The organism is Brevundimonas sp., assembly GCF_035999125.1.
Lineage (GTDB): Bacteria > Pseudomonadota > Alphaproteobacteria > Caulobacterales > Caulobacteraceae > Brevundimonas.
Genome location: NZ_DASYGX010000007.1, coordinates 56,998 through 76,134 on the forward strand (window position 1 = coordinate 56,998; position 19,137 = coordinate 76,134).

General features: G+C 70.5%; 19 protein-coding genes. 10 read left to right on the forward strand and 9 right to left on the reverse strand.

What is annotated here, in order from left to right; genetic code table 11:
- Positions 1–55 precede the first annotated feature (55 nt).
- The gene (gene lpxI / locus VGN45_RS05820) at positions 56–889 is read left to right on the forward strand and encodes a UDP-2,3-diacylglucosamine diphosphatase (RefSeq protein ID WP_327460295.1); all 834 of its coding nucleotides are present in this window, start codon (positions 56–58) and stop codon (positions 887–889) included.
- A complete protein-coding gene (gene lpxB, locus VGN45_RS05825) occupies positions 886–2,052 on the forward strand; it encodes a lipid-A-disaccharide synthase (protein WP_327460297.1) in 1,167 nt (388 codons plus the stop codon). The genes lpxI and lpxB overlap by 4 nt, the downstream gene beginning before the upstream one ends.
- Positions 2,053–2,068: 16 nt before the next feature.
- Here lpxB and VGN45_RS05830 read toward each other — a convergent pair whose 3' ends face one another.
- Together VGN45_RS05830 and VGN45_RS05835 are read right to left on the reverse strand one after the other, a co-directional pair.
- A complete protein-coding gene (locus tag VGN45_RS05830; RefSeq protein WP_327460299.1) occupies positions 2,069–4,486 on the reverse strand; it encodes a DUF305 domain-containing protein in 2,418 nt (805 codons plus the stop codon).
- Between the two features lie 72 nt (positions 4,487–4,558).
- The gene (locus VGN45_RS05835; RefSeq protein WP_327460301.1) at positions 4,559–5,014 is read right to left on the reverse strand and encodes a response regulator; all 456 of its coding nucleotides are present in this window, start codon (positions 5,012–5,014) and stop codon (positions 4,559–4,561) included.
- 143 nt (positions 5,015–5,157) lie between these two features.
- Here VGN45_RS05835 and VGN45_RS05840 point away from each other — a divergent pair, with 143 nt between their 5' ends.
- Positions 5,158–5,757, forward strand: coding sequence for an ATP-binding protein (locus VGN45_RS05840; protein WP_327460303.1), 600 nt, complete (start codon positions 5,158–5,160; stop codon positions 5,755–5,757).
- 60 nt (positions 5,758–5,817) lie between these two features.
- A complete protein-coding gene (locus VGN45_RS05845) occupies positions 5,818–8,124 on the forward strand; it encodes a glycoside hydrolase family 3 N-terminal domain-containing protein (protein WP_327460305.1) in 2,307 nt (768 codons plus the stop codon).
- A gap of 4 nt (positions 8,125–8,128) precedes the next feature.
- Here the strand turns inward: VGN45_RS05845 and VGN45_RS05850 are convergent, their stop codons facing one another.
- Both VGN45_RS05850 and VGN45_RS05855 read right to left on the reverse strand, forming a co-directional pair.
- Positions 8,129–8,578, reverse strand: a complete 450-nt coding sequence (locus VGN45_RS05850; protein WP_327460307.1) for a hypothetical protein — start codon at positions 8,576–8,578, stop codon at positions 8,129–8,131.
- Between the two features lie 89 nt (positions 8,579–8,667).
- Positions 8,668–10,452, reverse strand: coding sequence for an acyl-CoA dehydrogenase (locus VGN45_RS05855; RefSeq protein WP_327460309.1), 1,785 nt, complete (start codon positions 10,450–10,452; stop codon positions 8,668–8,670).
- An 86-nt stretch (positions 10,453–10,538) separates the two neighbouring features.
- On the opposite strand from VGN45_RS05855, the gene VGN45_RS05860 reads away from it, so the two are divergent.
- Both VGN45_RS05860 and VGN45_RS05865 read left to right on the forward strand, forming a co-directional pair.
- Complete coding sequence (locus VGN45_RS05860) at positions 10,539–11,090, forward strand: cytochrome b (RefSeq protein WP_327460311.1); 552 nt, start codon at positions 10,539–10,541, stop codon at positions 11,088–11,090.
- A complete protein-coding gene (locus VGN45_RS05865; protein WP_327460313.1) occupies positions 11,087–12,004 on the forward strand; it encodes an L-threonylcarbamoyladenylate synthase in 918 nt (305 codons plus the stop codon). Before VGN45_RS05860 ends, VGN45_RS05865 begins: the two co-directional genes overlap by 4 nt.
- On the opposite strand, the gene VGN45_RS05870 is transcribed toward VGN45_RS05865, so the two are convergent.
- From VGN45_RS05870 to VGN45_RS05885, 4 genes are all read right to left on the reverse strand, one after another.
- Positions 12,001–13,047: a patatin-like phospholipase family protein gene (locus tag VGN45_RS05870; protein WP_327460315.1), complete on the reverse strand. Its 1,047-nt coding sequence runs from the start codon at positions 13,045–13,047 to the stop codon at positions 12,001–12,003. The two genes, VGN45_RS05865 and VGN45_RS05870, sit on opposite strands and share 4 nt — an antisense overlap.
- A gap of 16 nt (positions 13,048–13,063) precedes the next feature.
- Positions 13,064–13,915 (reverse strand): 3-hydroxybutyrate dehydrogenase, encoded by an 852-nt coding sequence (locus VGN45_RS05875; protein ID WP_327460318.1) that lies wholly within the window; start codon positions 13,913–13,915, stop codon positions 13,064–13,066.
- Between the two features lie 88 nt (positions 13,916–14,003).
- A complete protein-coding gene (gene yaaA / locus VGN45_RS05880; protein WP_327460320.1) occupies positions 14,004–14,771 on the reverse strand; it encodes a peroxide stress protein YaaA in 768 nt (255 codons plus the stop codon).
- 44 nt (positions 14,772–14,815) lie between these two features.
- Positions 14,816–16,264 (reverse strand): FAD-binding oxidoreductase, encoded by a 1,449-nt coding sequence (locus VGN45_RS05885; RefSeq protein ID WP_327460323.1) that lies wholly within the window; start codon positions 16,262–16,264, stop codon positions 14,816–14,818.
- Positions 16,265–16,318: 54 nt separating this feature from the next.
- Between VGN45_RS05885 and VGN45_RS05890 the strand changes: the two genes are divergently transcribed.
- From VGN45_RS05890 to VGN45_RS05905, 4 genes are all read left to right on the forward strand, one after another.
- Complete coding sequence (locus VGN45_RS05890) at positions 16,319–16,735, forward strand: NUDIX hydrolase (protein WP_327460325.1); 417 nt, start codon at positions 16,319–16,321, stop codon at positions 16,733–16,735.
- A gap of 76 nt (positions 16,736–16,811) precedes the next feature.
- Positions 16,812–17,822, forward strand: a complete 1,011-nt coding sequence (locus VGN45_RS05895; RefSeq protein WP_327461221.1) for an SPFH domain-containing protein — start codon at positions 16,812–16,814, stop codon at positions 17,820–17,822.
- 4 nt (positions 17,823–17,826) lie between these two features.
- On the forward strand, positions 17,827–18,285 hold the full coding sequence (locus VGN45_RS05900; protein ID WP_327460327.1) for an NfeD family protein: 459 nt from the start codon (positions 17,827–17,829) through the stop codon (positions 18,283–18,285).
- Complete coding sequence (locus tag VGN45_RS05905) at positions 18,282–18,656, forward strand: hypothetical protein (RefSeq protein ID WP_327460329.1); 375 nt, start codon at positions 18,282–18,284, stop codon at positions 18,654–18,656. Before VGN45_RS05900 ends, VGN45_RS05905 begins: the two co-directional genes overlap by 4 nt.
- On the opposite strand, the gene rnhA is transcribed toward VGN45_RS05905, so the two are convergent.
- Complete coding sequence (gene rnhA, locus VGN45_RS05910) at positions 18,653–19,093, reverse strand: ribonuclease HI (protein ID WP_327460331.1); 441 nt, start codon at positions 19,091–19,093, stop codon at positions 18,653–18,655. The two genes, VGN45_RS05905 and rnhA, sit on opposite strands and share 4 nt — an antisense overlap.
- Positions 19,094–19,137: the final 44 nt, after the last annotated feature.

Sequence of the window (19,137 nt, forward strand, 5' to 3'; positions counted from 1 at the left end):
GGCGTCAATCCGACCAAGATCGCCAAGCGTCGCCGACAAATCCGAAAGGCATGAAATGAGCCGGGGCAAACTGGCCCTCATCGCGGGCGGCGGCGACCTGCCGCTGGCGGTGGCCGCGCGGTGCGAGGCGGAAGGTCGCCCGCTGTTCGTGATCCGGCTGGCGGGCTTCGCCGATCCGGCGCTGGCCACGCGCGACGGCGTCGACATGGGCATGGCCCAGATCGGCGGCATCCTGGCGGCCATGAAGAAGGCGGGCTGCAAGGCCGTCTGTCTGGCCGGGGCGGTGAACCGGCCGGACTTCAGGTCGCTGAAGCCCGACTTCAAGGGGGCGACCCTGCTGCCCGGCATCGTCAAGGCGGCCCAGCAGGGCGACGACGCCCTGCTGCGCAAGATTCTGTCGGTGTTCGAGGGCGAGGGGTACGCGGTCGAAGGGGCCGACGACATCCTGGGCGGGGACATCCTGTCGCCCGGGGCGCTGGGGCGGGTGACGCCCGATGCGGCCCAGCTGGCGGATCTGAGGAAGGCCCTGCACGTCGCCGAGAAATCCGGCGAGCTGGATGTGGGGCAGGGCGCGGTCGTGTGCGACGGCCTGGTGCTGGCGGTCGAGGCGCAGGAGGGGACGGACGCCATGCTGACCCGCGTCGCCGGTCTGCCCGCCGATCTGCGCGGTTCGCCGGGCGCGCCGAAGGGGGCGCTGGGCAAGGCGCCGAAGCCGATCCAGGACCTGCGGGTGGACATGCCGGTGATCGGCGCGCGAACGATCGAGCTGGCCGCGGCGGCGGGGCTGGCGGGCGTCGGCGGCAAGGCGGGGCGGTTGATCATGATCGACCGCGCGGCCATCGTCGAGGCGGCCGACCGGCTGGGGCTGTACGTCTGGGGCGAAGGGTGAGCCGGCGGCTGAAGGTCATGCTGGTGGCCGCCGAGGCGTCTGGCGACGCCTTGGGCGCCGGGTTGGCGCGGGCGCTGAAGGCGCGGCTGGACGAAGAAGTCACCTTCGTCGGTGTGGGCGGCGCGGCGATGGCGGCCGAGGGGGTCGTCAGTCCTTTCGACATCGCCGAGCTGTCGATCCTTGGCTGGCTGGAGGGGCTGAAGGCCTATGGCATAGTCAAGCGGCGAGTGGCCGACACCGTCGCGCTGGCTCAGGCGGAGCGGCCGGACGCGGTGGTGCTGATCGACAGCTGGGGCTTCACCATCCGGGTGGCCAAGGCGATCCGGGAGGTCCTGCCGGACGTGCCGCTGATCAAGTACGTGGGGCCGCAGGTGTGGGCGTCGCGGCCGGGGCGGGCCAAGACGCTGGCGGGGGCGGTGGACCACCTGCTGGCGCTGTATGCCTTCGACGCGCCGTGGTTCGAGCGGGAAGGGCTGGCGACGACCGTGGTCGGGTCGCAGGCGCTGCACGTCGACATGGGCGGAGCCGATCCGGCCGCGTTCCGGGCGGCGCGGGGGATTGCGGCGGAGGCGCCGCTGCTGCTGGTCCTGCCGGGCAGCAGGCCCAGCGAGATCCGGCTGATGACGCCGGTTTATGGCGAGGCGGTCGCGCGGCTGAAGGCGGCGCGGCCGGAGCTGGAGGTGGCCGTGGCGGTCGCCGGGACCGTGGCGGATCAGGTGCGGGCCGAACTGGCCGGCTGGGGCATGCCGATCCACCAGGTGGATGAGGCGGGGAAGTACGCCGCCATGAAGGCCGCGACCGTGGCGCTGGCCACCAGCGGGACGGTGTCCACCGAGCTGGCGCTGGCGGGGGCGCCGATGGTCATCGGCTACCGGTTCCAGCCGCTGAGCTATGCGATCATGCGGCCGTTCTTCACCGGCAAGTACGCGACGCTGTTCAACCACGCGGCGGACGCGGAGATCGCCCGCGAGCTGATCCAGAAGGACGCGACGCCGGAAGCTTTCGCCGCCGAGGTGGGGCGGCTGCTGGACGATCCGGCGGCACGGACCGATCAGGCGGCGCGCCAGACGGCGGCGCTGGACCTGATGGGCCGGGGCGGCCGCGACCCGTCGGAGATCGCGGCAGAGGCCGTGCTGAGGGTCATCGTCGAGCGCAACGGCTGACCCTCAGCGTTCGAGCTTAACCCACCACCGCGGCGATGCCGGTCAGAGTCTCCTTCAGGCCGCGCATGCGCTTGGCGGTCTGGTCCATGCCGCGCGGCGAGATGGCGTCGGCCAGGCCGCGCAGGCGGGCGGCGACGGCCGGGTCCTTGCGGCCCGACTCGACCAGCGGCGCGGCCTGGTCCAGGGCGGCCGTGATCTGGGCCATCTGGGTCGCGTCCATGCCGCCGTCGCGGGCGAACTGGTCCAGATAGGCGCGGGCCACGACCGGGTGGGCGGGCCAGCGGACCGGGAACTGCTGCTGCGGGTTCACCGTGCCGCCCTCGTCGGCCATCTGGGCGGCGGCGATCTCGTTGGCCGTCAGATGCTCGCTGGGGGTCAGGGCGAAGACGTCCAGACCGCGGCCGATCTCCGAGCCGTAGATCTTGCCGTTGTACCAGTAGACCGACCAGTAGCCGCCCGATCCCTGACGCTCGGCGTTCACCGGACCGCGATCGAAATAGGCGATCTCATGCGCGTCAGACGAGTCGGTGAAGTCGCTGATCGACAGACCGCCCTGGTACCAGGCCTGCACGAACAGGTCGCGGCCGGGGACCGGGATCAGCGAGCCGTTGTGGGCGACGCAGTTCTCGAGGTCCGTCTGGGCCGCCGGCAGCTTGTAGTAGCCGCGGTGCACCAGCTTGCCGTCGACGATGTCGTAGATGGCGTTGGCGCCCCAGGTCATGGGGTCCTGGACGCGGCAGCGCGGACGCCCGCCGCCGCCCCACTCGTCGGTGAACAGCACCTTGTCGCCGTCGTTGTTGAACGTGGCCGAGTGCCAGTAGGCGAAGCCGTCGTCGGTCACCGCGTCGATCCGCTTGGGCGCGCGCGGATCGGAGATGTCGAACAGGATGCCGTTGCCCGAGCAGGCGCCGCCCGCGATGTTGCGGGTCGGGAACAGGGTGATGTCGTGGCAGTGGTTGGTCTGGGCCGTGGTCTGGGTGCCCGCGCCGTGGTCGCCGCCGGCCCACAGGCCCGCGACGGCGCCCGTCTCCTCATCGGCGAAGACGGTCGGGCTGTCGATGATGCGCGACCGCGACGGGTCGGCGAGCGGAATCTCGATCACGTCGACGCGGAACAGGGCGGTGCGCGGGTCGCCCGGCGCCCCGGTGACGCAGCCGGCCAGCTCCTGCTCGCTGCGCACGCCGGCGGTGCCGGAGTTGTAGACGATCAGGCGGCGGTCGTCGGCGGCGACGACCGAGTGGGTATGCGAGCCGCGGCAGGTCTGGACCTGACCGACCTGGACCGGGCGGACCGGATCGGAGATGTCGAAGATGCGCAGGCCCCTGAAGCGATCGGCGCTGGGCTCGGCGCCCACGCCCTCGCGGCCGCAGTCGACGCGGCCCTGGGTCGATTCCACCGACATCAGCATCAGGTCGCCGACGATCGAGACGTCGCCCTGACCGCCCGGGCAGACGATGGAGCTGATCAGGGTCGGGGCCGGATCCGCGCCGATCCGGTAGAGGTTGATGCCGTGATAGTTGCCGACGGCCAGCAGGTCGCCCTGGAACGCCATGTCGGTGTTCGAGAAGCTGAGGAAGGGCGCGCGGCGGCCCACGTCCTCGCCGGCGCGGGGCGGCAGGCCCTCGGGGTTGGTCGGATCGAAGAAGCCGGCCGGCTTGGGCAGGCTGGCCAGCAGCGTCATGTTGGAGGCGGCCACCTCGGCGTCGCGGAAGCCGGCGCGCAGGTTGGTGCGCGGGTCGGGCGAGGCGGCGCGCGCCATGGCCGTCATGCGGTTGATCTCGGCCTGCTGTTCATTCGTGACGTCGTTCACGAAACGGAACAGCACCGGGTCATAGGCCGAGCCGCCGCGCGCCAGCAGGTCCGACACCATGACGACCGCGCCCTCGTGGTGGCGGATCATCAGCTGCAGGAACAGGCGGTCGAACTCGGCGCCCTGTGCGGCGGCCAGGGCGGCCATCTGCTCGGGTGAGGCCATGCCGGGCATGCCGGCGTGACCGGCGCCGTGGGCCGAATGGTCCATGCCCGCGTGACCGGCGTGATCGCCGGTGGTCGGCATGGGCGCGGGCGCCGCCTCGCCGCGCTCGGTCAGCCAGCCGCGCATGAAGGCGATCTCGTCCTCCTGCGAGGCGTCGATGCGCGCGGCCAGGTCGAGGACCTGGCGGGTGTTGGTGCGGCTCGGGGCCAGGGCCGCCATCTCCAGCGCCTGGCCGTGATGCAGGATCATGCCCTGCATGAAGGCGACGTCGGCGTCGGAATAGCGGTTGTCGGCGATGCGCGCGGCCTCGCGACCTTCGAGCGTACGGCTGGCCTGACCCGGGGCGCCCGGCTGAATCAGGGGCGCCTGCTGGGCCCAGGCGCCGGTGGCGAAAAGAACGACGCCGAGGGCGGCGGAGCCCCCCAGCAGCTTGCGGATCGACGAGACGGACTGGCGCACGTGTTCACTCCCGGAAATGGCTGTTTCGAAATGGCTATCACGAGGGGTCGGGGGTGGTAACCCCCACGGGCCTCAATGCGGAGCGACGTCGCGAGGCGGGGTGGTGAGCCAAGGCGCGAGGCGGAACCGGCGCGGGGTCGTGCCCACGGTGCGCGTGGTGATGAACTGGCGCGCGAAGGCGATCACGGCGCGAAGGGTCTGTTCGTCGAACGGCTTGCAGACCGCGCCCAGGGCGCCGGAGAAGCCGTCGGGGATCTGTTCCGGGTTGGCGGTCAGGAAGATGACCGCCGCGCCGTGCTCGGCCACCAGCCGATGCGCGATCTGGGGACCGGTCATCCCGTCCATGAGATTGACGTCGACCAGCGCCAGATCGGGTTTCTCGCGTGCGGCCACGTCGAAGGCGCCGCGAGTGTCGACGGCGACGCCCACCACTTCGCATCCCGCATCGAGCAGGATGAGTTCCAGTTCCATGGCCAGAAGGGCCTGATCTTCCACGATCATGACCCGCAGGCCGTCGCCGCCCGTCACTGGATGCTGTTCCCCACCGTCGCAAGCTTCAGGTCGCCCGAGACAGCGAGTGTCGGCGACCGGACACTTCGAACGTGCCCATGGCAGGTTGGTTCAAGCCAAGCTATTAAAAATCTGGGGAATCAGGGCCGCGGAGTTCAGTGATGGCGGAATTGTCGCTTGGCGGCCTTGATGAACAGCCTCCGACGGGACCGGATGCATGCTGCCGCTTTCTGCAGACGCTCGTCGCCATCCGGCTGACGACGGTCGATGATCCGGAGTGTCGTCGGCACCTGGCCTGGATCAGCGACATGGCGGCGGCGATCGGTCTGATGACCGAGCGTCAGGCGCAGGGAGATCCCTTCGACGTCTATGTGGAGGAGGCGTTGACGTTCTGGCGGCGCGGCCTGGAGGCGCGCGGCGTGCGGCTGGAGGTTCGGGGCCGCGTCGGCGATCTGCCGGAGACGCAACGACTGCCGCTGGCCGTCATCCTTCACGAGCTCCTGACCAATGCGGCGCGCCACGCCTTCGTCGACGGCGGGGGCGGCGCGGTCGCCGTCGCCTTCTCCGCCACGCGTTCGGGACTCAGTCTGGTCGTACGGGACGCCGGTCAAGGCGCCGCTGAGCCCCGCAAGGGCGACGGCCTGGCGCTGATCGAGGGACTGGTGACCCAGCTGGGCGGATCCATGACGGTGGAGACGTCGCCCGGCGCCGGTTTCGGCGTGCGGATCGGTCTGCCGTCGGGCGTCGAACGCCTGAACTGAGGGGACGAAACCCGGTGTGATCCCCACGACGCCCCGGCCTGTCGTAAGCCGGGGCGTCGCATGATCGAGTCCGGAGCCGCCATGACCGTCCGTACGCCTTCGCCGTCCCGTCGCGCGCTTCTCGGCGGCGCCGGCTTGATCGCCGCCAGCTTCATGGTCTCCGTCCGGTCCGCCGCTGCGCAGGACGCGCGGGTCCGTCATGCCGCCCGGATCGACGATCTGATCGCCCGCATGACCACCGAGGAGAAGGCGGGCCAGTTGAGCCTGTTCAACGATCCCTTCCGATTCCGGCCGCAGGAGATCAATCCGGTGGACAAGGACGGCGATCCCTCGCGCCTGGCCGAGATGATCCGCAAGGGTCAGGTCGGCTCGCTGTTCAACGGCGTCGGCGCCGCGGGGGCACGGACTGTCCAGGACATCGCCGTGAAGGAAAGCCGGCTGGGCATCCCCCTGCTGTTCGCCGCCGACGTGATCCACGGCTTGTTCACGGTCTTTCCGGCGCCGCTGGCGGAAGCGGCGGCCTGGGACGCGGGGCTGGCGGAGAGGACCGCGCGGGCGGCGGCCCGGGAGGCGGCGGCGTCGGGCATCCACCAGACCTATGCCCCCATGGTGGACGTCGGCCGCGACCAGCGATGGGGGCGGGTCGTGGAGGGCGCCGGCGAGGACGTCTTCCTGGGATCGGTGCTGGCCGCGGCGCGGGTACGTGGTTTTCAGGGACCGGACCTGACGGCGAAGGACGCCGTTCTGGCGACGCCGAAGCACTTCGCCGCCTATGGCGCCGCCGAAGCGGGGCTGGACTACAACACCGTCGACATGTCCGAACAGCGGCTGCGTGGCGTGTATCTGCCGCCGTTCAAGGCCGGCTTCGACGCGGGGGCCCTGTCGACCATGAGCGCGTTCAACGAGGTCAACGGCGTCCCGGCCAGCGGCAATCCCTGGTTGCTGACCGACATCCTGCGCGACGAGTGGGGCTTCGAGGGCTACGTCGTCTCCGACTTCACTTCGGAAGAGGAGATGATCGCCCATGGCTTCGCCGAGGACAGCCGGGACGCGGCGCGGATCGCCCTGCTGGCCGGCGTCGACATGAGCATGGTCTCGGGTCTGTACAACGCTCACATTCCCGACCTGGTGGCCAAGGGCGACGTGCCGATGGCGGTGGTGGACCGGTCGGTGCGACGGGTGCTGGGCGTCAAGGCGGCGCTGGGGCTGTTCGACGATCCCTACAAAGGCTCCGACGTCGACGTCGAACGGCGAGAGGTCAATGCGGCGGAACACCATGCCCTGGCGCGGGAGGCCGGGCGGAAGTCCGTCGTGATGCTGAAGAACGACGGCGATCTGCTGCCGCTGCCGAAAACGGGCCGACGCATCGCGGTCATCGGCCCGGCGGCGGACGAGGACGTGTTCGGTCCCTGGACGATCTGGGGCGACCGCACGCGCGCAATCTCCCTGGAGTCGGGCCTGCGCGCGGCGTTGGGACCCGATGCGGCGCTGACGTTCGTGCGGGGCTCGGACCCCGAAGGAGCCATGGCCGGCGGCATGGAGGCGGCGGTCGCGGCTGCAAAGGCTGCGGACGTCGTGATCCTGGCCATCGGGGAATCGACGCCGATGTCGGCTGAGGCGCAGTCGCGCGCCGAGATCGTGGTTCCGGAACCGCAGCAGGCGCTGGCGGAAGCGGTGAAGGCGGTCGGCAAGCCGACGGTCGTGCTGCTGCGAACTGGGCGCGGGCTGGCGCTGGAAGGCGCGGTCAAGGACGCGGACGCGATTCTGGTGACCTGGTTCCTGGGCAGCCAGCACGGCCATGCCCTGGCGGACCTTCTGTTCGGGGATCATGCGCCGCAGGGCCGCTTGCCGGTCAGTTTTCCGCACGTGTCCGGGCAGCAGCCGTTCCACTATGACCACAAACCCACCGGGCGCCCGGCCGATCCGGCCCCGCCGCGCGAGGAGTATCGGACCCAGTTCCGTGAGGCCCCGCACAGCGCGGCGTTCGCCTTCGGACACGGCCTGACCTATGGTCGGGTGGCCTACGGTCCGACCCAGGTCGCTGCGCCCACGATGGCGTGGGACGGGCGGCTGGAGGTGGCCGTCGAGGTGACGAACGTCGGCGCGCGCGCGGCCGAGGAGACGGTGCAGTTGTATGTCCGCGACCGGGTGGCTCGGCTGACCCGGCCGGTGCGGGAACTGAAAGCCTTCCGCAAGGTGCGGCTGGAACCTGGGGAGACGCGACGGGTCGCCTTCATTCTGGACCGGTCGACGCTCGTGTACATAGGGCCGGAGAACCGCTGGACGGTCGAGCCGGGCAGGTTCGACGTCTGGCTTGCGCCCGATGCCCAGTCGGGAGAGCCGGCCCGGTTCGAACTGACGCGCTGACGGTCTACTCCGAAGTCATCACCAGTCGGGCATTGACCGAGAATGTCAGTGGATCGTCGAAATAGCCTTGTTTACCGGCGGATGCGGCGCAGACGGAGGCTCTGACATCCTCAACGATGGAACCTGAGTTGATGTCCGTCCACGATCCGTCGCCGACGAAGTCCTCCGAGGCCGAACTGCCGTCGATGTAGAAGAACGAAGACCGGATCGTCAGATAACGAGGACGCGAGCAGTCGATGTCGATCAGGGACGTCGCCCAGTCGAACTGTCCGGGTTCAGACTGACGGGTCACAAGGGCGCTGTTGATCCGGCGCGTGTTTCCCGTGATCCGCATCGAGCTCCAGTCCACGGCCATGACCGCGGCGTCGGAGACGGCGACCGCCTCCCACTCGTCGGCGACGGCCGCACCGGCGCTGAGCATCAGCGCCGCGGCTCCAAGGATCATCGACCTCATCTCTGCCCCTCCAGGCGGGTTGAATTGGCCGCAGTCTGCGCCTGAACGTCCTGATCGTCGAGAGCGGTTGAACCGACGATATCTGACGATCACCCCGCCAGAACTTCCGGCGTCAAACGCTGAAGGAGGACGCCGCCTTGACCCACGGCGGCGAGACGGCTGGAGGCGTGGCCCAGCACGTTGGCGGCATAGAGTTCGTAGAGGGCGATGCGGCCCTCCAGGAAGGTCGGATCGCCCTGACCCGCGTCCAGTTCGGCCCACGCCTCCAGAGCGCCGCGTGCCAGAAGCCAGCCCCCGATCACGTCGCCCATCAGCCTCAGATAGGCGTCGGCGCCGGCCAGGACGTCGGCGGCGCGGGACGGGTCGGCCTTGGCGTCCAGCAGCCACAGGGTGGCGTCCTCGACCGCCTCGATCCCGGCTTTCAGCCGCTCGACCGGCTTGCCGGCATACAGGCGCGGCAGGCGGGCCAGATCGGCCTTCATCTCCGAGATGATCGCCCGCGCCGAAGCCCCGCCGTCCTGACCCAGCTTGCGCCCGACCAGGTCCATGGCCTGGATGCCGTTGGTGCCCTCGTAAATCGGGGCGATGCGGGCGTCGCGATAGTGCTGGGCCGCGCCGGTCTCCTCGATGAAGCCCATGCCGCCATGGACCTGCACGCCCATGGACGCCACCTCGACGCCGACGTCGGTCGACCAGGCCTTGGCGATCGGCGTCAGCAGATCCTCGCGGCCTTTCCAGTGACGGCGCGCCTCCTCGTCGGGCGCATGCCGCGCCAGATCGGCGGCGACCCCGCACGACAGGCAGATCGCCCGGGCGGCCGCGATCCTGGCCTTCATCACGCCCAGCATGCGTCGCACGTCCGGGTGATCGAAGATCGGCGCGCCCGCCTGCCCGGTGAAGGCGCTGCGGCCCTGACGCCGGTCCAGCGCATAGGCCAGCGCCGCCTGATAGGCCCGCTCCGCGATTCCGACGCCCTCCATGCCGACAGCCAGACGCGCGGCGTTCATCATGACGAACATGTGCGACAGGCCCTCATTGGGCCGTCCGACCAGTTCGGCGGTCGCGCCCTCATAGGACATGACGCAGGTCGGCGAGGCGTGGATGCCCAGCTTGTGCTCGACCCCCACGGGCCGGAAGGCGTTGCGGTCGCCCAGAGTGCCGTCGGGCTTCACGAGGAACTTGGGCGCCAGGAACAGGCTGATTCCCTTCGGTCCCGGCGGCGCGTCCGGCAGGCGGGCCAGCACCAGGTGCACGATGTTGTCGGTCGCGTCGTGGTCGCCCCAGGTGATGAAGATCTTCTGGCCGGTCAGGGCATAGGTCCCGTCGCCGTCGGGCACGGCCGTGGCCGTCAGGGCTCCCAGATCCGAGCCCGCGTGCGGCTCGGTCAGCACCATGGCCCCGGTCCACTCGCCGGAGACCAGGCGGGTCAGATAGGTCGCCTTCTGGGCCTCGGTCCCGTGCTCCTCCAGCGCCTCGATGGCCGCCAGCGACAGCATGGGGCACAGGCCGAACGCCATGTTGGCGGCATGCACCGTCTCATAGGCGGCCAGCTCCAGCGCCTTGGGCAGACCCTGCCCGCCCGCGTGGACCGGCGCCGCCAGCCCCAGCCAGCCGCCGGCGGCGAACTGGCGATAGGCGTCGGCGAAGCCCGGAGCGGCGGTCACCGCCCCGTTGGCGTAATGCGCGCCCGCCTGGTCGCCCGGACGGTTCAGGGGCGCCAGCACGTCCTGCGAAAACTGGCCCGCGGCCTCCAGCACCGCGCCGACCACGTCGTCGTCGCAGTCGGGAAAGGCGCCGGTCGCCAGGGCCTGATCCAGGCCGGCGACGGACTTGAGGGTGAAGGCGATCTCCCGCAGCGGGGCGCGATAGGTCATGTCGTGTCTCGGTTTCCGTCGGGCGTCTTGGCGAAGCGGCGCCGATGGCCCAAGGTGACCCTGTGCCGCAGCGGAAGGGAAGTCCCATGAGCGAACCGCGTCATCGCTATTCGACCGTGTCGCTGACCCTGCACTGGGTCACGGCGGCTCTGGTCGTGGCCCAGATCGTCCTGGTCACGCTGGCCGACCAGACCGAGGGCCCGGGCGCGCGGGACCTGATCGGGCTTCACAAGTCGGTGGGGCTGACGATCTTGGTGCTGACGCTGGCGCGGCTGGGCTGGCGCGCGGCCAATCCGGCGATCGCCCTGCCGTTCGGCACCCCGGTGTGGCAGCGGATCCTGGCGCGGGCCACGCACGTGGGCTTCTATCTGCTGCTGATCGGCATGCCGCTGGGCGGCTGGGCGGCCTCCTCGGCGGCCGGCCGGGAGATCGAGTTCTTCGGCCTGTTCAACTGGCCCCTGATGCCCATCGGCGGCGGTCGGGAGGCGGCCGGGCGCTTCATGGACATGCACGAACTGGGCGCCAAGGCGCTGTACGTGCTGCTGTTCCTGCATCTGGCGGGCGCGCTGAAGCACCATTTCCTGAACCGCGACGACGTCCTGCACCGAATGATCCCCTTCATTCCCCGACGGCCGTGACCGATCCGATTCGCCTCGCCGCCGAGGCCCTGGCTGCCGGCGAGCTGATCCTGCTGCCGACCGAGACGGTCTATGGCCTGGGCGCCGACGCGGCGACCCCCGAGGCCGTCGCCAAGGTGTTCGAGGCCAAGGGCAGGCCGCGGTTCAATCCCCTGATAGCGCATGTGGCGGACGCGGCGCAGGCCGAGCGGATCGCCGTCTTCGATCCGAGCGCCCGTCGGTTGGCCGAAACCTTCTGGCCCGGTCCCTTGACGCTGGTGCTGCCTGCGCGGGCCGATGCGGGTGTGTGCGACCTGGCTCGGGCGGGGTTGGACAGCGTCGCCGTGCGCGTGCCGGGACACGCCAAGGCGCGGGCGGTGATCGCCGCCTTCGGCGGGGCGGTCGTGGCGCCGTCGGCCAATCGCTCCGGGCGGCCCAGTCCGACGACTTTCGCCGACGCCTTCGAGGAGACGGGGCATGCCGTCGCCGAGGCGATCGACGGCGGGCCCTGCGCGGTCGGTTTGGAGAGCACGGTCGTCTCGGTGATGGACGGGCGGCCGGCGCTGCTGCGCCCCGGCGCCGTGACCCGCGAGGAAATCGAGGCCCTGGCCGGCCCGCTGTCCGGGGCGGGGGAGGGCCGTCGCTCCCCCGGCCGCCTGGCCCTCCATTACGCTCCCGACGCCCCGGTTCGGATCGACGCGGAGGCGGCGGGCGAGGGCGAAATCCTCCTCGGCTTCGGCCCCGGCGTCGGCGACCCTCGCTGGAGCCTCAGCGAAACCGGCGACCTGCGCGAGGCGGCGGCCAACCTGTTCCGGCGGCTGCGCGAGGCGGATCGGGAGCGGCCGGCGGGGATCGCGGTGGCGCCGGTGCCGGGGGAAGGGCTCGGCGAGGCGATCAACGACCGGCTGAGGCGGGCGGCGGGGTTTGTGGGCTAAAGAAACCGCGCCCTGACATCCACGCTCGACTCCCGCCCAACCTTGTCGAAGCAGGTCGCCAGCCATTCCTCCGCCGCCTCGCGCCCATAGCCCTTCAGCCGGTTCAGGAAGCTCCATTCCGTGTCGAACTTCGACCCCAGCGACAGCGAGCCCAGCCAGCGGTCGCTTTCGACGGCGTGCATGCGGATGGCCTGGGCGCGGTGGCGGCCGTTGGGCTTGAGCCGGCCCTCGGCGACCAGGGACTGTAGCAGCGCGAAGGCCCGCAGCTCGGCCACCAGCGGGGCGTTGAAGACGATCTCGTTCAGCCGGTCCATGATGTCGCCGGCCGAATGCGGCGTCTCCTCGCGCGCGAACGGGTTGAGCGGCAGGATCAGCACGTCGTCCGGCGTGTCCGGATGGATCATCGGCCACAACGGCGGATTGGCCAGGTAGCCGCCGTCCCAATAGGCCTCGCCGTCGATCTCCACCGCCTGGAACAGGTGCGGCAGGCAGGACGAGGCCAAGAGCACCTCGGCGGTGATCTCCGGCGAGCGGAACAGGCGCGTGCGGCCCTTCTGGACCGCCGTTGCCGAGACGAAGAAGGCGATCGTGGACGCCCGCACCGCCTCGAAGTCGACGGCGGTGTCCAGAACCCGCTTCAGCGGGTTCAGGTTGAACGGGTTGAATTGATACGGGCTCATCGACAGGGCCAGCTGCTCGCCGGTGCGCCACAGCCCGGAATCCTTCAGCCAGCCCGGCGTCAGGGCTGCGCTCCAGATCGAGGAATCGCCGAACACGTTGCGCCCGCCCGACTGGTTCACCTCGCGCCACAACAGGTCCAGCCGCGCCCGCGCACCCTCGGCCCCGCCTTCCTCCTGCCCGCTGATCAGGGCCGCGCCGTTCATGGCCCCGGCCGAGGCGGCGGTGACGGCCCTGACCTCCAGCCTGTCGTCCTCCAACAGGCGGTCCAGCACGCCCCACTGGAACGCGCCGTGCGCCCCGCCGCCTTGCAGGGCGAGCGCGATGGGGCGTCGCGACGGAGAGGGCCGACTGCGTTTCAGCACCGGCTCAACCCTTTGCCTATTGCGCGGTCCAGCCGCCGTCGATGGAGAAGCTGGCGCCGGTGGCTGAGGCGCCGAGGTCGCTGACCAGATACAGGAAGATGCCTGTCAGTTCGTCGGAGGTGACGAAGCGCTTGGTCGGCTGTTTGGCCAGGATGACCTCGTCCACAACGCGCTCCTTGGAGATGCCGTGGGTGCGGGCCTGGTCGGCGATCTGCTTCTCGACGATCGGCGTCTCGACGAAGCCGGGGCAGATGGCGTTGCAGGTGACGCCGTCCTTCGCCAGCTCCAGCGCCACGGTCTTGGTCAGGCCGATCAGGCCGTGTTTGGCGGCGACGTAGGCGGACTTGTAGGGGCTGGCGCGCAGGCCGTGGGCGGAGGCGACGTTGACGATGCGGCCGCGCCCCTGGGCTTTCATGATCGGGACCGCCGCGCGGATCGCATAGAAGGCCGAGGACAGGTTGATGGCCAGGATCTGGTCCCACTTCTCCGAGGGGAATTTCTCGATCGCCTCGACGTGCTGGACGCCGGCGTTGTTGACCAGGATGTCGAGCCGGCCGAGGTCGTGCTTGGCGAAGGCGATCAGGTCGGCGACTTCCTCGCCCCGGCGCATGTCGGCGGCGTGGTAGCGGACGCGGACGCCGCAGGCGGCCTCGATGCCGGCGCGGGTGCGCTCGATCTCGGAGGGATCGCCCAGACCGTTCAGCACCACGTCGCCGCCGCGCGCGGCCACGGCGCGGGCCAGGGCCAGGCCGATGCCGGACGTCGAGCCGGTGATCACGGCCACCTGGCCGGACAGGTCGTTCAGGTCGCGCGGGGCGGGCTTGTCGGTCTCGCCGGGCGCGGCGGGGCGCTTGGGCCACTGCAGCATGGGTCGTCTCGTCTCCTGCGCGCCGTGGTCGGCGTCTTGCCCCGTCTAGCCTTTCGCACGCGCGAAGGCGACCCGGCGACGATATTCCTTATCGGATGAATATCCAGTCCGAATTCGTCGAGCCGGCCTTGTCGAAGGCGTAGCCGTCGACGGCGAAGTCCTTGAGGCCGTCGGCGCGCTCTATGCGGTTCTCGACGGCGAAGCGGGCCATGGCGCCGCGGGCCTTCTTGGCGAAGAAGGAGATGATGCGAGTCTCGCCGCCGCCGTTCTTGGCGCTCTCGCGGAAGTGACAGGTGACGACCGGCAGCTTCAGCGCCCGGGCGTCCACGGCGCCGAAGTATTCCTGGCTGGCGAGGTTGATCAGGGTGGGATCGGCGTGCCCCTCGGCGTCGGCGTTCAGCTGTTTCGAGATGCGGTCGCCCCAGAAATCGTAGAGGCCGGCGCCGCGCCGGGTCTTGAGCCGCGTGCCCATTTCGAGGCGGTAGGGCTGGATGCGGTCCAGCGGGCGCAGCAGGCCGTAGAGACCGGACAGGATGCGCAGACGATCCTGAGCCCAGTTGAGGTCGGCGCCGGACAGCGAGCGCGCGTCGAGGCCCTGATAGACGTCGCCGGCGAAGGCGAGGACGGCCTGCAGCCCCTCGTCCGATGCCGGGTCGAAGGCCTTGAAGCGCTGCTGGTTCAGTTTCGCGAGGTCGTCGGAGATGCCCATCAGGCGTCGCAGCTCGGCCTGGGTCTGGCGGCGCGCGGTGACCGACAGGCTGCGCACGTCGTCCTCAAACCTGTGGCGGGTGGTCGGCACGTCGGTCGGCGCCTCGGCGAAGTCGAGACGCTTGGCGGGGGAGAGGACGAACAGCATGGGCACCCAGATAGGCCGCTTCGGCGCCGATTTGAACCGCGGCGCTAGAACAGCACCGCCGGATTCATGATCCGGTGCGGATCGAGAGCGGCGCGGACGGCGCGCATGGCGTCCTGTTCCACGTCGGATTTGTAGCGGCGCGCCTCGTCGGTCTTCAGGCGGCCCAGACCATGCTCGGCGCTGACCGAGCCGTCGAAGGCGGCGACCAGATCGTGGACGACTTTGGACCCCTGCGGCTGGCGGGCCATGAAGGCGGAGGGGTCCGCGTCCAAGGGTCGCATGACGTCATAATGCAGGTTGCCGTCGCCGACGTGGCCGAAGGCGCTTATGCGGGCGCCGGGCTCGAAGGCCAAGACGGCGGCCTCGGCGGCGTCGATGAATTCGGCGATGCGTGAGACGGGGACGGAGACGTCGTGCTTCCAGCCCGGACCCTCCGGCTTCTGGGCGGCGGACTGTTCCTCGCGCAGCTTCCAGAAGGCGGCGCGCTGGGCCTCATTGGTCGCCACGGCGGCGTCGACGATCAGGCCCTGGTCGAAGGCGGATTCCAGCAGGCGCTGAAGCGCGGCCTCGGCGGCGCCGTCCTCGCCCGAGGCGAGCTCCATCAGGACGATCCAGGGCGTGACGGTCTCCAGCGGCTCGCGCACGCCGGGGATGTTGCGGACGGCCATCTCCACGCCGATGCGGCGCATCAGCTCGAAGGCCTCGACCCCGCCGCCGGTCTCGGCCTTGGCGCGGGCCAGAAGCTCGACGGCGTCGGCGGCGCTCGACAGGCCGACGATCGCGGTCGCGCGAGAGCGGACCAGGGGAAACAGCTTCAGCGTCGCGGCGGTGACGACGCCCAGCGTGCCCTCGGCGCCGATCAGCAGCTGCTTCAGGTCGTAGCCGGTGTTGTCCTTGCGCAGGGTCTTCAGCCCATTGAACACGCGGCCGTCGGGCAGGACGGCTTCGATCCCCAGCACCAGATCCCGCATCATGCCGTAACGCAGGACCTGCACCCCGCCGGCGTTGGTGGAGATGACCCCGCCGATGGTGGCCGTGCCTTCGGCGGCGAGCGAAAGCGGGAAGCGGCGGCCGGCGGCGAGAGCGGCGTCCTGGGCCTCCTTCAGCGTCACGCCGGCCTCGACGGTCAGGGCGTCGTCCAGCGGGGACACGGCGCGTATCGCGCGCATCTTGCGGAGCGACAGCAGCACCTCGCCGAACGGCACCTGGCCGCCCACCAGGCCGGTGGCGCCGCCTTGGGGCACGATCGGGATGCGGCGGGCGGCGCAGATCGTCACGGCTCTCGCCACCTCTTCGGTCGAGCGGGGCGTGAGCATCAGGGGCGTGTGGCCATGCCAGCGGTCGCGCCACTCCTTCAGCCAGGGCGCGATCTCCCGCGGATCGTCGGTCCAGCCGCCGGGGCCGAGCGCGGACTTCAGCTCCGCCAGGCCTTCGGCCAGGCCGTCGAGCGCGGCCTTGAGGCGGTCGGGCGGGAGGGGGAGGGCGCGGTCCATGGCCCCTTGTCCCAAAGGCTTGCCGGGGTGGGAAGGGGCGAGTTACGGCGAGGCATGACCTTCCCCGCCCCCGTGCCCGCCGTCGGCGTGATCTGTTTCCGTGGCGACGAGGTGCTGCTGATCCGGCGGGGCAAGGCGCCGCGGCTGGGGCAATGGAGCATCCCCGGCGGGCGGGTGGAGCCGGGCGAGCGCCTGGTGGAAACCGCGCTGCGGGAACTGCGCGAGGAGACGGGCGTCGACGCCGAGCTGCTGGGGCTTATCGACGTGGTCGACGGCGTCTGGCCGGAGCATGGGCGGCACTATGTGCTGATCGACTACGCGGCACGATGGACCTCGGGAGAGCCCGTCGCCGGCGACGACGCGGCGGAGGCGGCGTTCGTGACGATCGAGGAGGCGTGCGCGCGGGTGGACTGGGGGGAGACGCGACGGGTGATCCGGCTGGCGGCGGCGCGGTTTGTTACGCCGATGTAATCTTCGCGTTCCGGTTTCGATGGAACGCGCGGCGGCGGCGTCGTAGATTCGCGGCGTTCAGGAGGAACTGATGGATCTGTCCAACATCTTCGTGCTGGTTCTGGTCGCGTTCGCGATCGTGCTGTTGTTCAGCGTGGTGAAGATCGTGCCGCAGGGGCGCGAGTTCACCGTCGAACGGTTCGGCAAATACACCAAGACCCTGGCCCCCGGCATCCACATCCTGACGCCGTTCGTCGAGAGAATCGGCCGGCGGATGAACATGATGGAGCAGGTTCTGGATGTGCCGACGCAGGAGGTGATCACCAGGGATAACGCCATGGTGAAGGTCGACGCGATCGTCTTCATACAGGTGATGAGCGCGTCCGCCGCCGCCTATCGGGTGGAGGACCTGCCCTATGCGATCACCCAGCTATGCTCGACCAACCTGCGGACCGTGGTCGGCTCGATGGACCTGGACGAGGTGCTGTTCCAGCGGGACAACATCAACTCGCGCCTGCTGACCGTGATCGACGCGGCGACCGAGCCGTGGGGCGTGAAGGTCAACCGGATCGAGATCAAGGATCTCACGCCGCCGGTGGACATCACCAACGCCATGGCGCGCCAGATGAAGGCCGAGCGGGAACGCCGCGCCGTCATCACCGAGGCCGAGGGCGAGAAACAGGCGGCCATCGCCCGCGCCGAGGGCGCCAAGCAGTCGGCGATCCTGCAGGCCGAGGGCCGCAAGGAAGCCGCCTTCCGCGACGCCGAGGCGCGGGAGCGCGAAGCCGAGGCCGAGGCCCGCGCCACCGCCATGGTGTCGGAAGCCATCGCCCGCGGCGACGTGAACGCGATCAACTACTTTGTAGCGCAGAAGTACGTCGAGGCCTTCGCCCAGCTGGCCAACAGCCCGCAGCAGAAGACGGTCATCGTGCCCGCCGAGATGGGCGCGTTGGTGGGCTCCATCGCCGGCATCGGCGAACTGGTGGGACTGGCCGGCCGGCAGCAGCAGTCGGGCGGATCGACCCCGCCGCCCGCGCCGCGCAGCACGCCGCCCGCGCCGCCGCGCCCGCCGCGTCGGCCCGCCGGTTCGGTTCCCCTGACGGAGTAGGATGATGGACGCGATCCTGAGCCTGCACGCCGCCCAGCCCTGGTGGATCTGGCTGGCGGTCGGCGTGGCCCTGCTGGCGGTCGAGGCCGCCCTGTCGACGGAGTGGCTGCTGTGGCCGGCGGTCGCCGCCGGTGGGGTGGCGGTGCTGACCGCGCTGGGCCTGCGACTGGGCCTGCCGGCCGAGACGGCGATCTTCGCCCTGCTGACGGCGGGGATGACGCTGATGTCGCGGCGGCTGATCCAGCGGGTCAATCCGGACGATTCGGCCGATGTGAACGATCGGTCGTCGCGGCTGGTCGGCCAGCAGGCGCGCGTGGTCGAGAGCTTCGTCGCCGGTCGCGGCCGGGTGTTCGTCTCGGGCGCCGAGTGGGCGGCGGAGATGCCGGCGGGCGAGGCGCCCTTAGGGACCTACGTCACCGTGACGGACGCCTCGGGCGCCACGCTGAAGGTGACGACGGGATGATCGTCCTGCTGGCCGCCGCTCTGGCCTGCGTGCCGCTCGCGCAGGCCGACGCCTTCGGCGACATCCGCTTCGACGAGGGCGCCGGGCCGGGCGATCGGCGGCTGGTCGAGGTCCGTTGTTCCGGGGACGGCGGCGGCGAATGCGACGGCCGGGACCGTCAGGGCGTACGCTACGGGTTTCTGGACGACGCCCTGCTGGTCAAGACGATCGACGGCATTGGGCCCTCGGCGGCGTTCGCCGCCCGGCTGGAGCCCGCTTCGGATCGGCCGGAGACCCTGACGGCGACGGTCTGCGACATGGTGGCCGTCTGGGTCGAACTCCGGCGCGGGTCGGGCGGCCGCTGGACCTATGGCCTCTACGCCCAGCCCTAAGCCCGCCGCTCCTCGATCCATCGGTTCGACAGGGCGTCGGCGCGTTCGTTGAGGGCGTGGCCGGCGTGGCCCTTGACCCAGTGCCATTTGACCTGGTGCCGGGCGCGGGCGACGTCGAGGCGCTTCCACAGGTCGTCGTTCTTGACCGGCTTCTTGTCGGCGGTCAGCCAGCCGCGAGACTTCCACGAGGGCATCCATTTGGTGGCGCCGTCCATGACGTAGCGGCTGTCGGTGTGCAGGTCGACGCGGCAGGGGCGGGTCAGCGCCTCCAGCGCCATGATCGCGGCCGTCAGCTCCATGCGGTTGTTGGTGGTCGCCGGCTCTCCGCCCCACAGTTCCTTCTCATGCCCCCCGCCGGTCTGCAGCACCGCACCCCAGCCGCCGGGGCCGGGGTTGCCCTTGCAGGCGCCGTCGGTGTGGATGATGACATGACTCATTGCGGCCGTGACTACAGGTCCGCTTGGCGTCGCGCCACCTAAGC

Coding starts and splice junctions, on each gene's coding strand:
- VGN45_RS05875 (WP_327460318.1), bottom strand. CDS start 13,915: ATGCTGCAGTGGCCCAAGCGCCCCGCCGCGCCCGGCGAGACCGACAAG.
- VGN45_RS05850 (WP_327460307.1), bottom strand. CDS start 8,578: ATGAGGTCGATGATCCTTGGAGCCGCGGCGCTGATGCTCAGCGCCGGT.
- VGN45_RS05905 (WP_327460329.1), top strand. CDS start 18,282: ATGATCGTCCTGCTGGCCGCCGCTCTGGCCTGCGTGCCGCTCGCGCAG.
- lpxI (WP_327460295.1), top strand. CDS start 56: ATGAGCCGGGGCAAACTGGCCCTCATCGCGGGCGGCGGCGACCTGCCG.
- VGN45_RS05885 (WP_327460323.1), bottom strand. CDS start 16,264: ATGGACCGCGCCCTCCCCCTCCCGCCCGACCGCCTCAAGGCCGCGCTC.
- VGN45_RS05840 (WP_327460303.1), top strand. CDS start 5,158: ATGGCGGAATTGTCGCTTGGCGGCCTTGATGAACAGCCTCCGACGGGA.
- VGN45_RS05845 (WP_327460305.1), top strand. CDS start 5,818: ATGATCGAGTCCGGAGCCGCCATGACCGTCCGTACGCCTTCGCCGTCC.
- VGN45_RS05900 (WP_327460327.1), top strand. CDS start 17,827: ATGGACGCGATCCTGAGCCTGCACGCCGCCCAGCCCTGGTGGATCTGG.
- VGN45_RS05860 (WP_327460311.1), top strand. CDS start 10,539: ATGAGCGAACCGCGTCATCGCTATTCGACCGTGTCGCTGACCCTGCAC.
- VGN45_RS05890 (WP_327460325.1), top strand. CDS start 16,319: ATGACCTTCCCCGCCCCCGTGCCCGCCGTCGGCGTGATCTGTTTCCGT.
- yaaA (WP_327460320.1), bottom strand. CDS start 14,771: ATGCTGTTCGTCCTCTCCCCCGCCAAGCGTCTCGACTTCGCCGAGGCG.
- rnhA (WP_327460331.1), bottom strand. CDS start 19,093: ATGAGTCATGTCATCATCCACACCGACGGCGCCTGCAAGGGCAACCCC.
- VGN45_RS05855 (WP_327460309.1), bottom strand. CDS start 10,452: ATGACCTATCGCGCCCCGCTGCGGGAGATCGCCTTCACCCTCAAGTCC.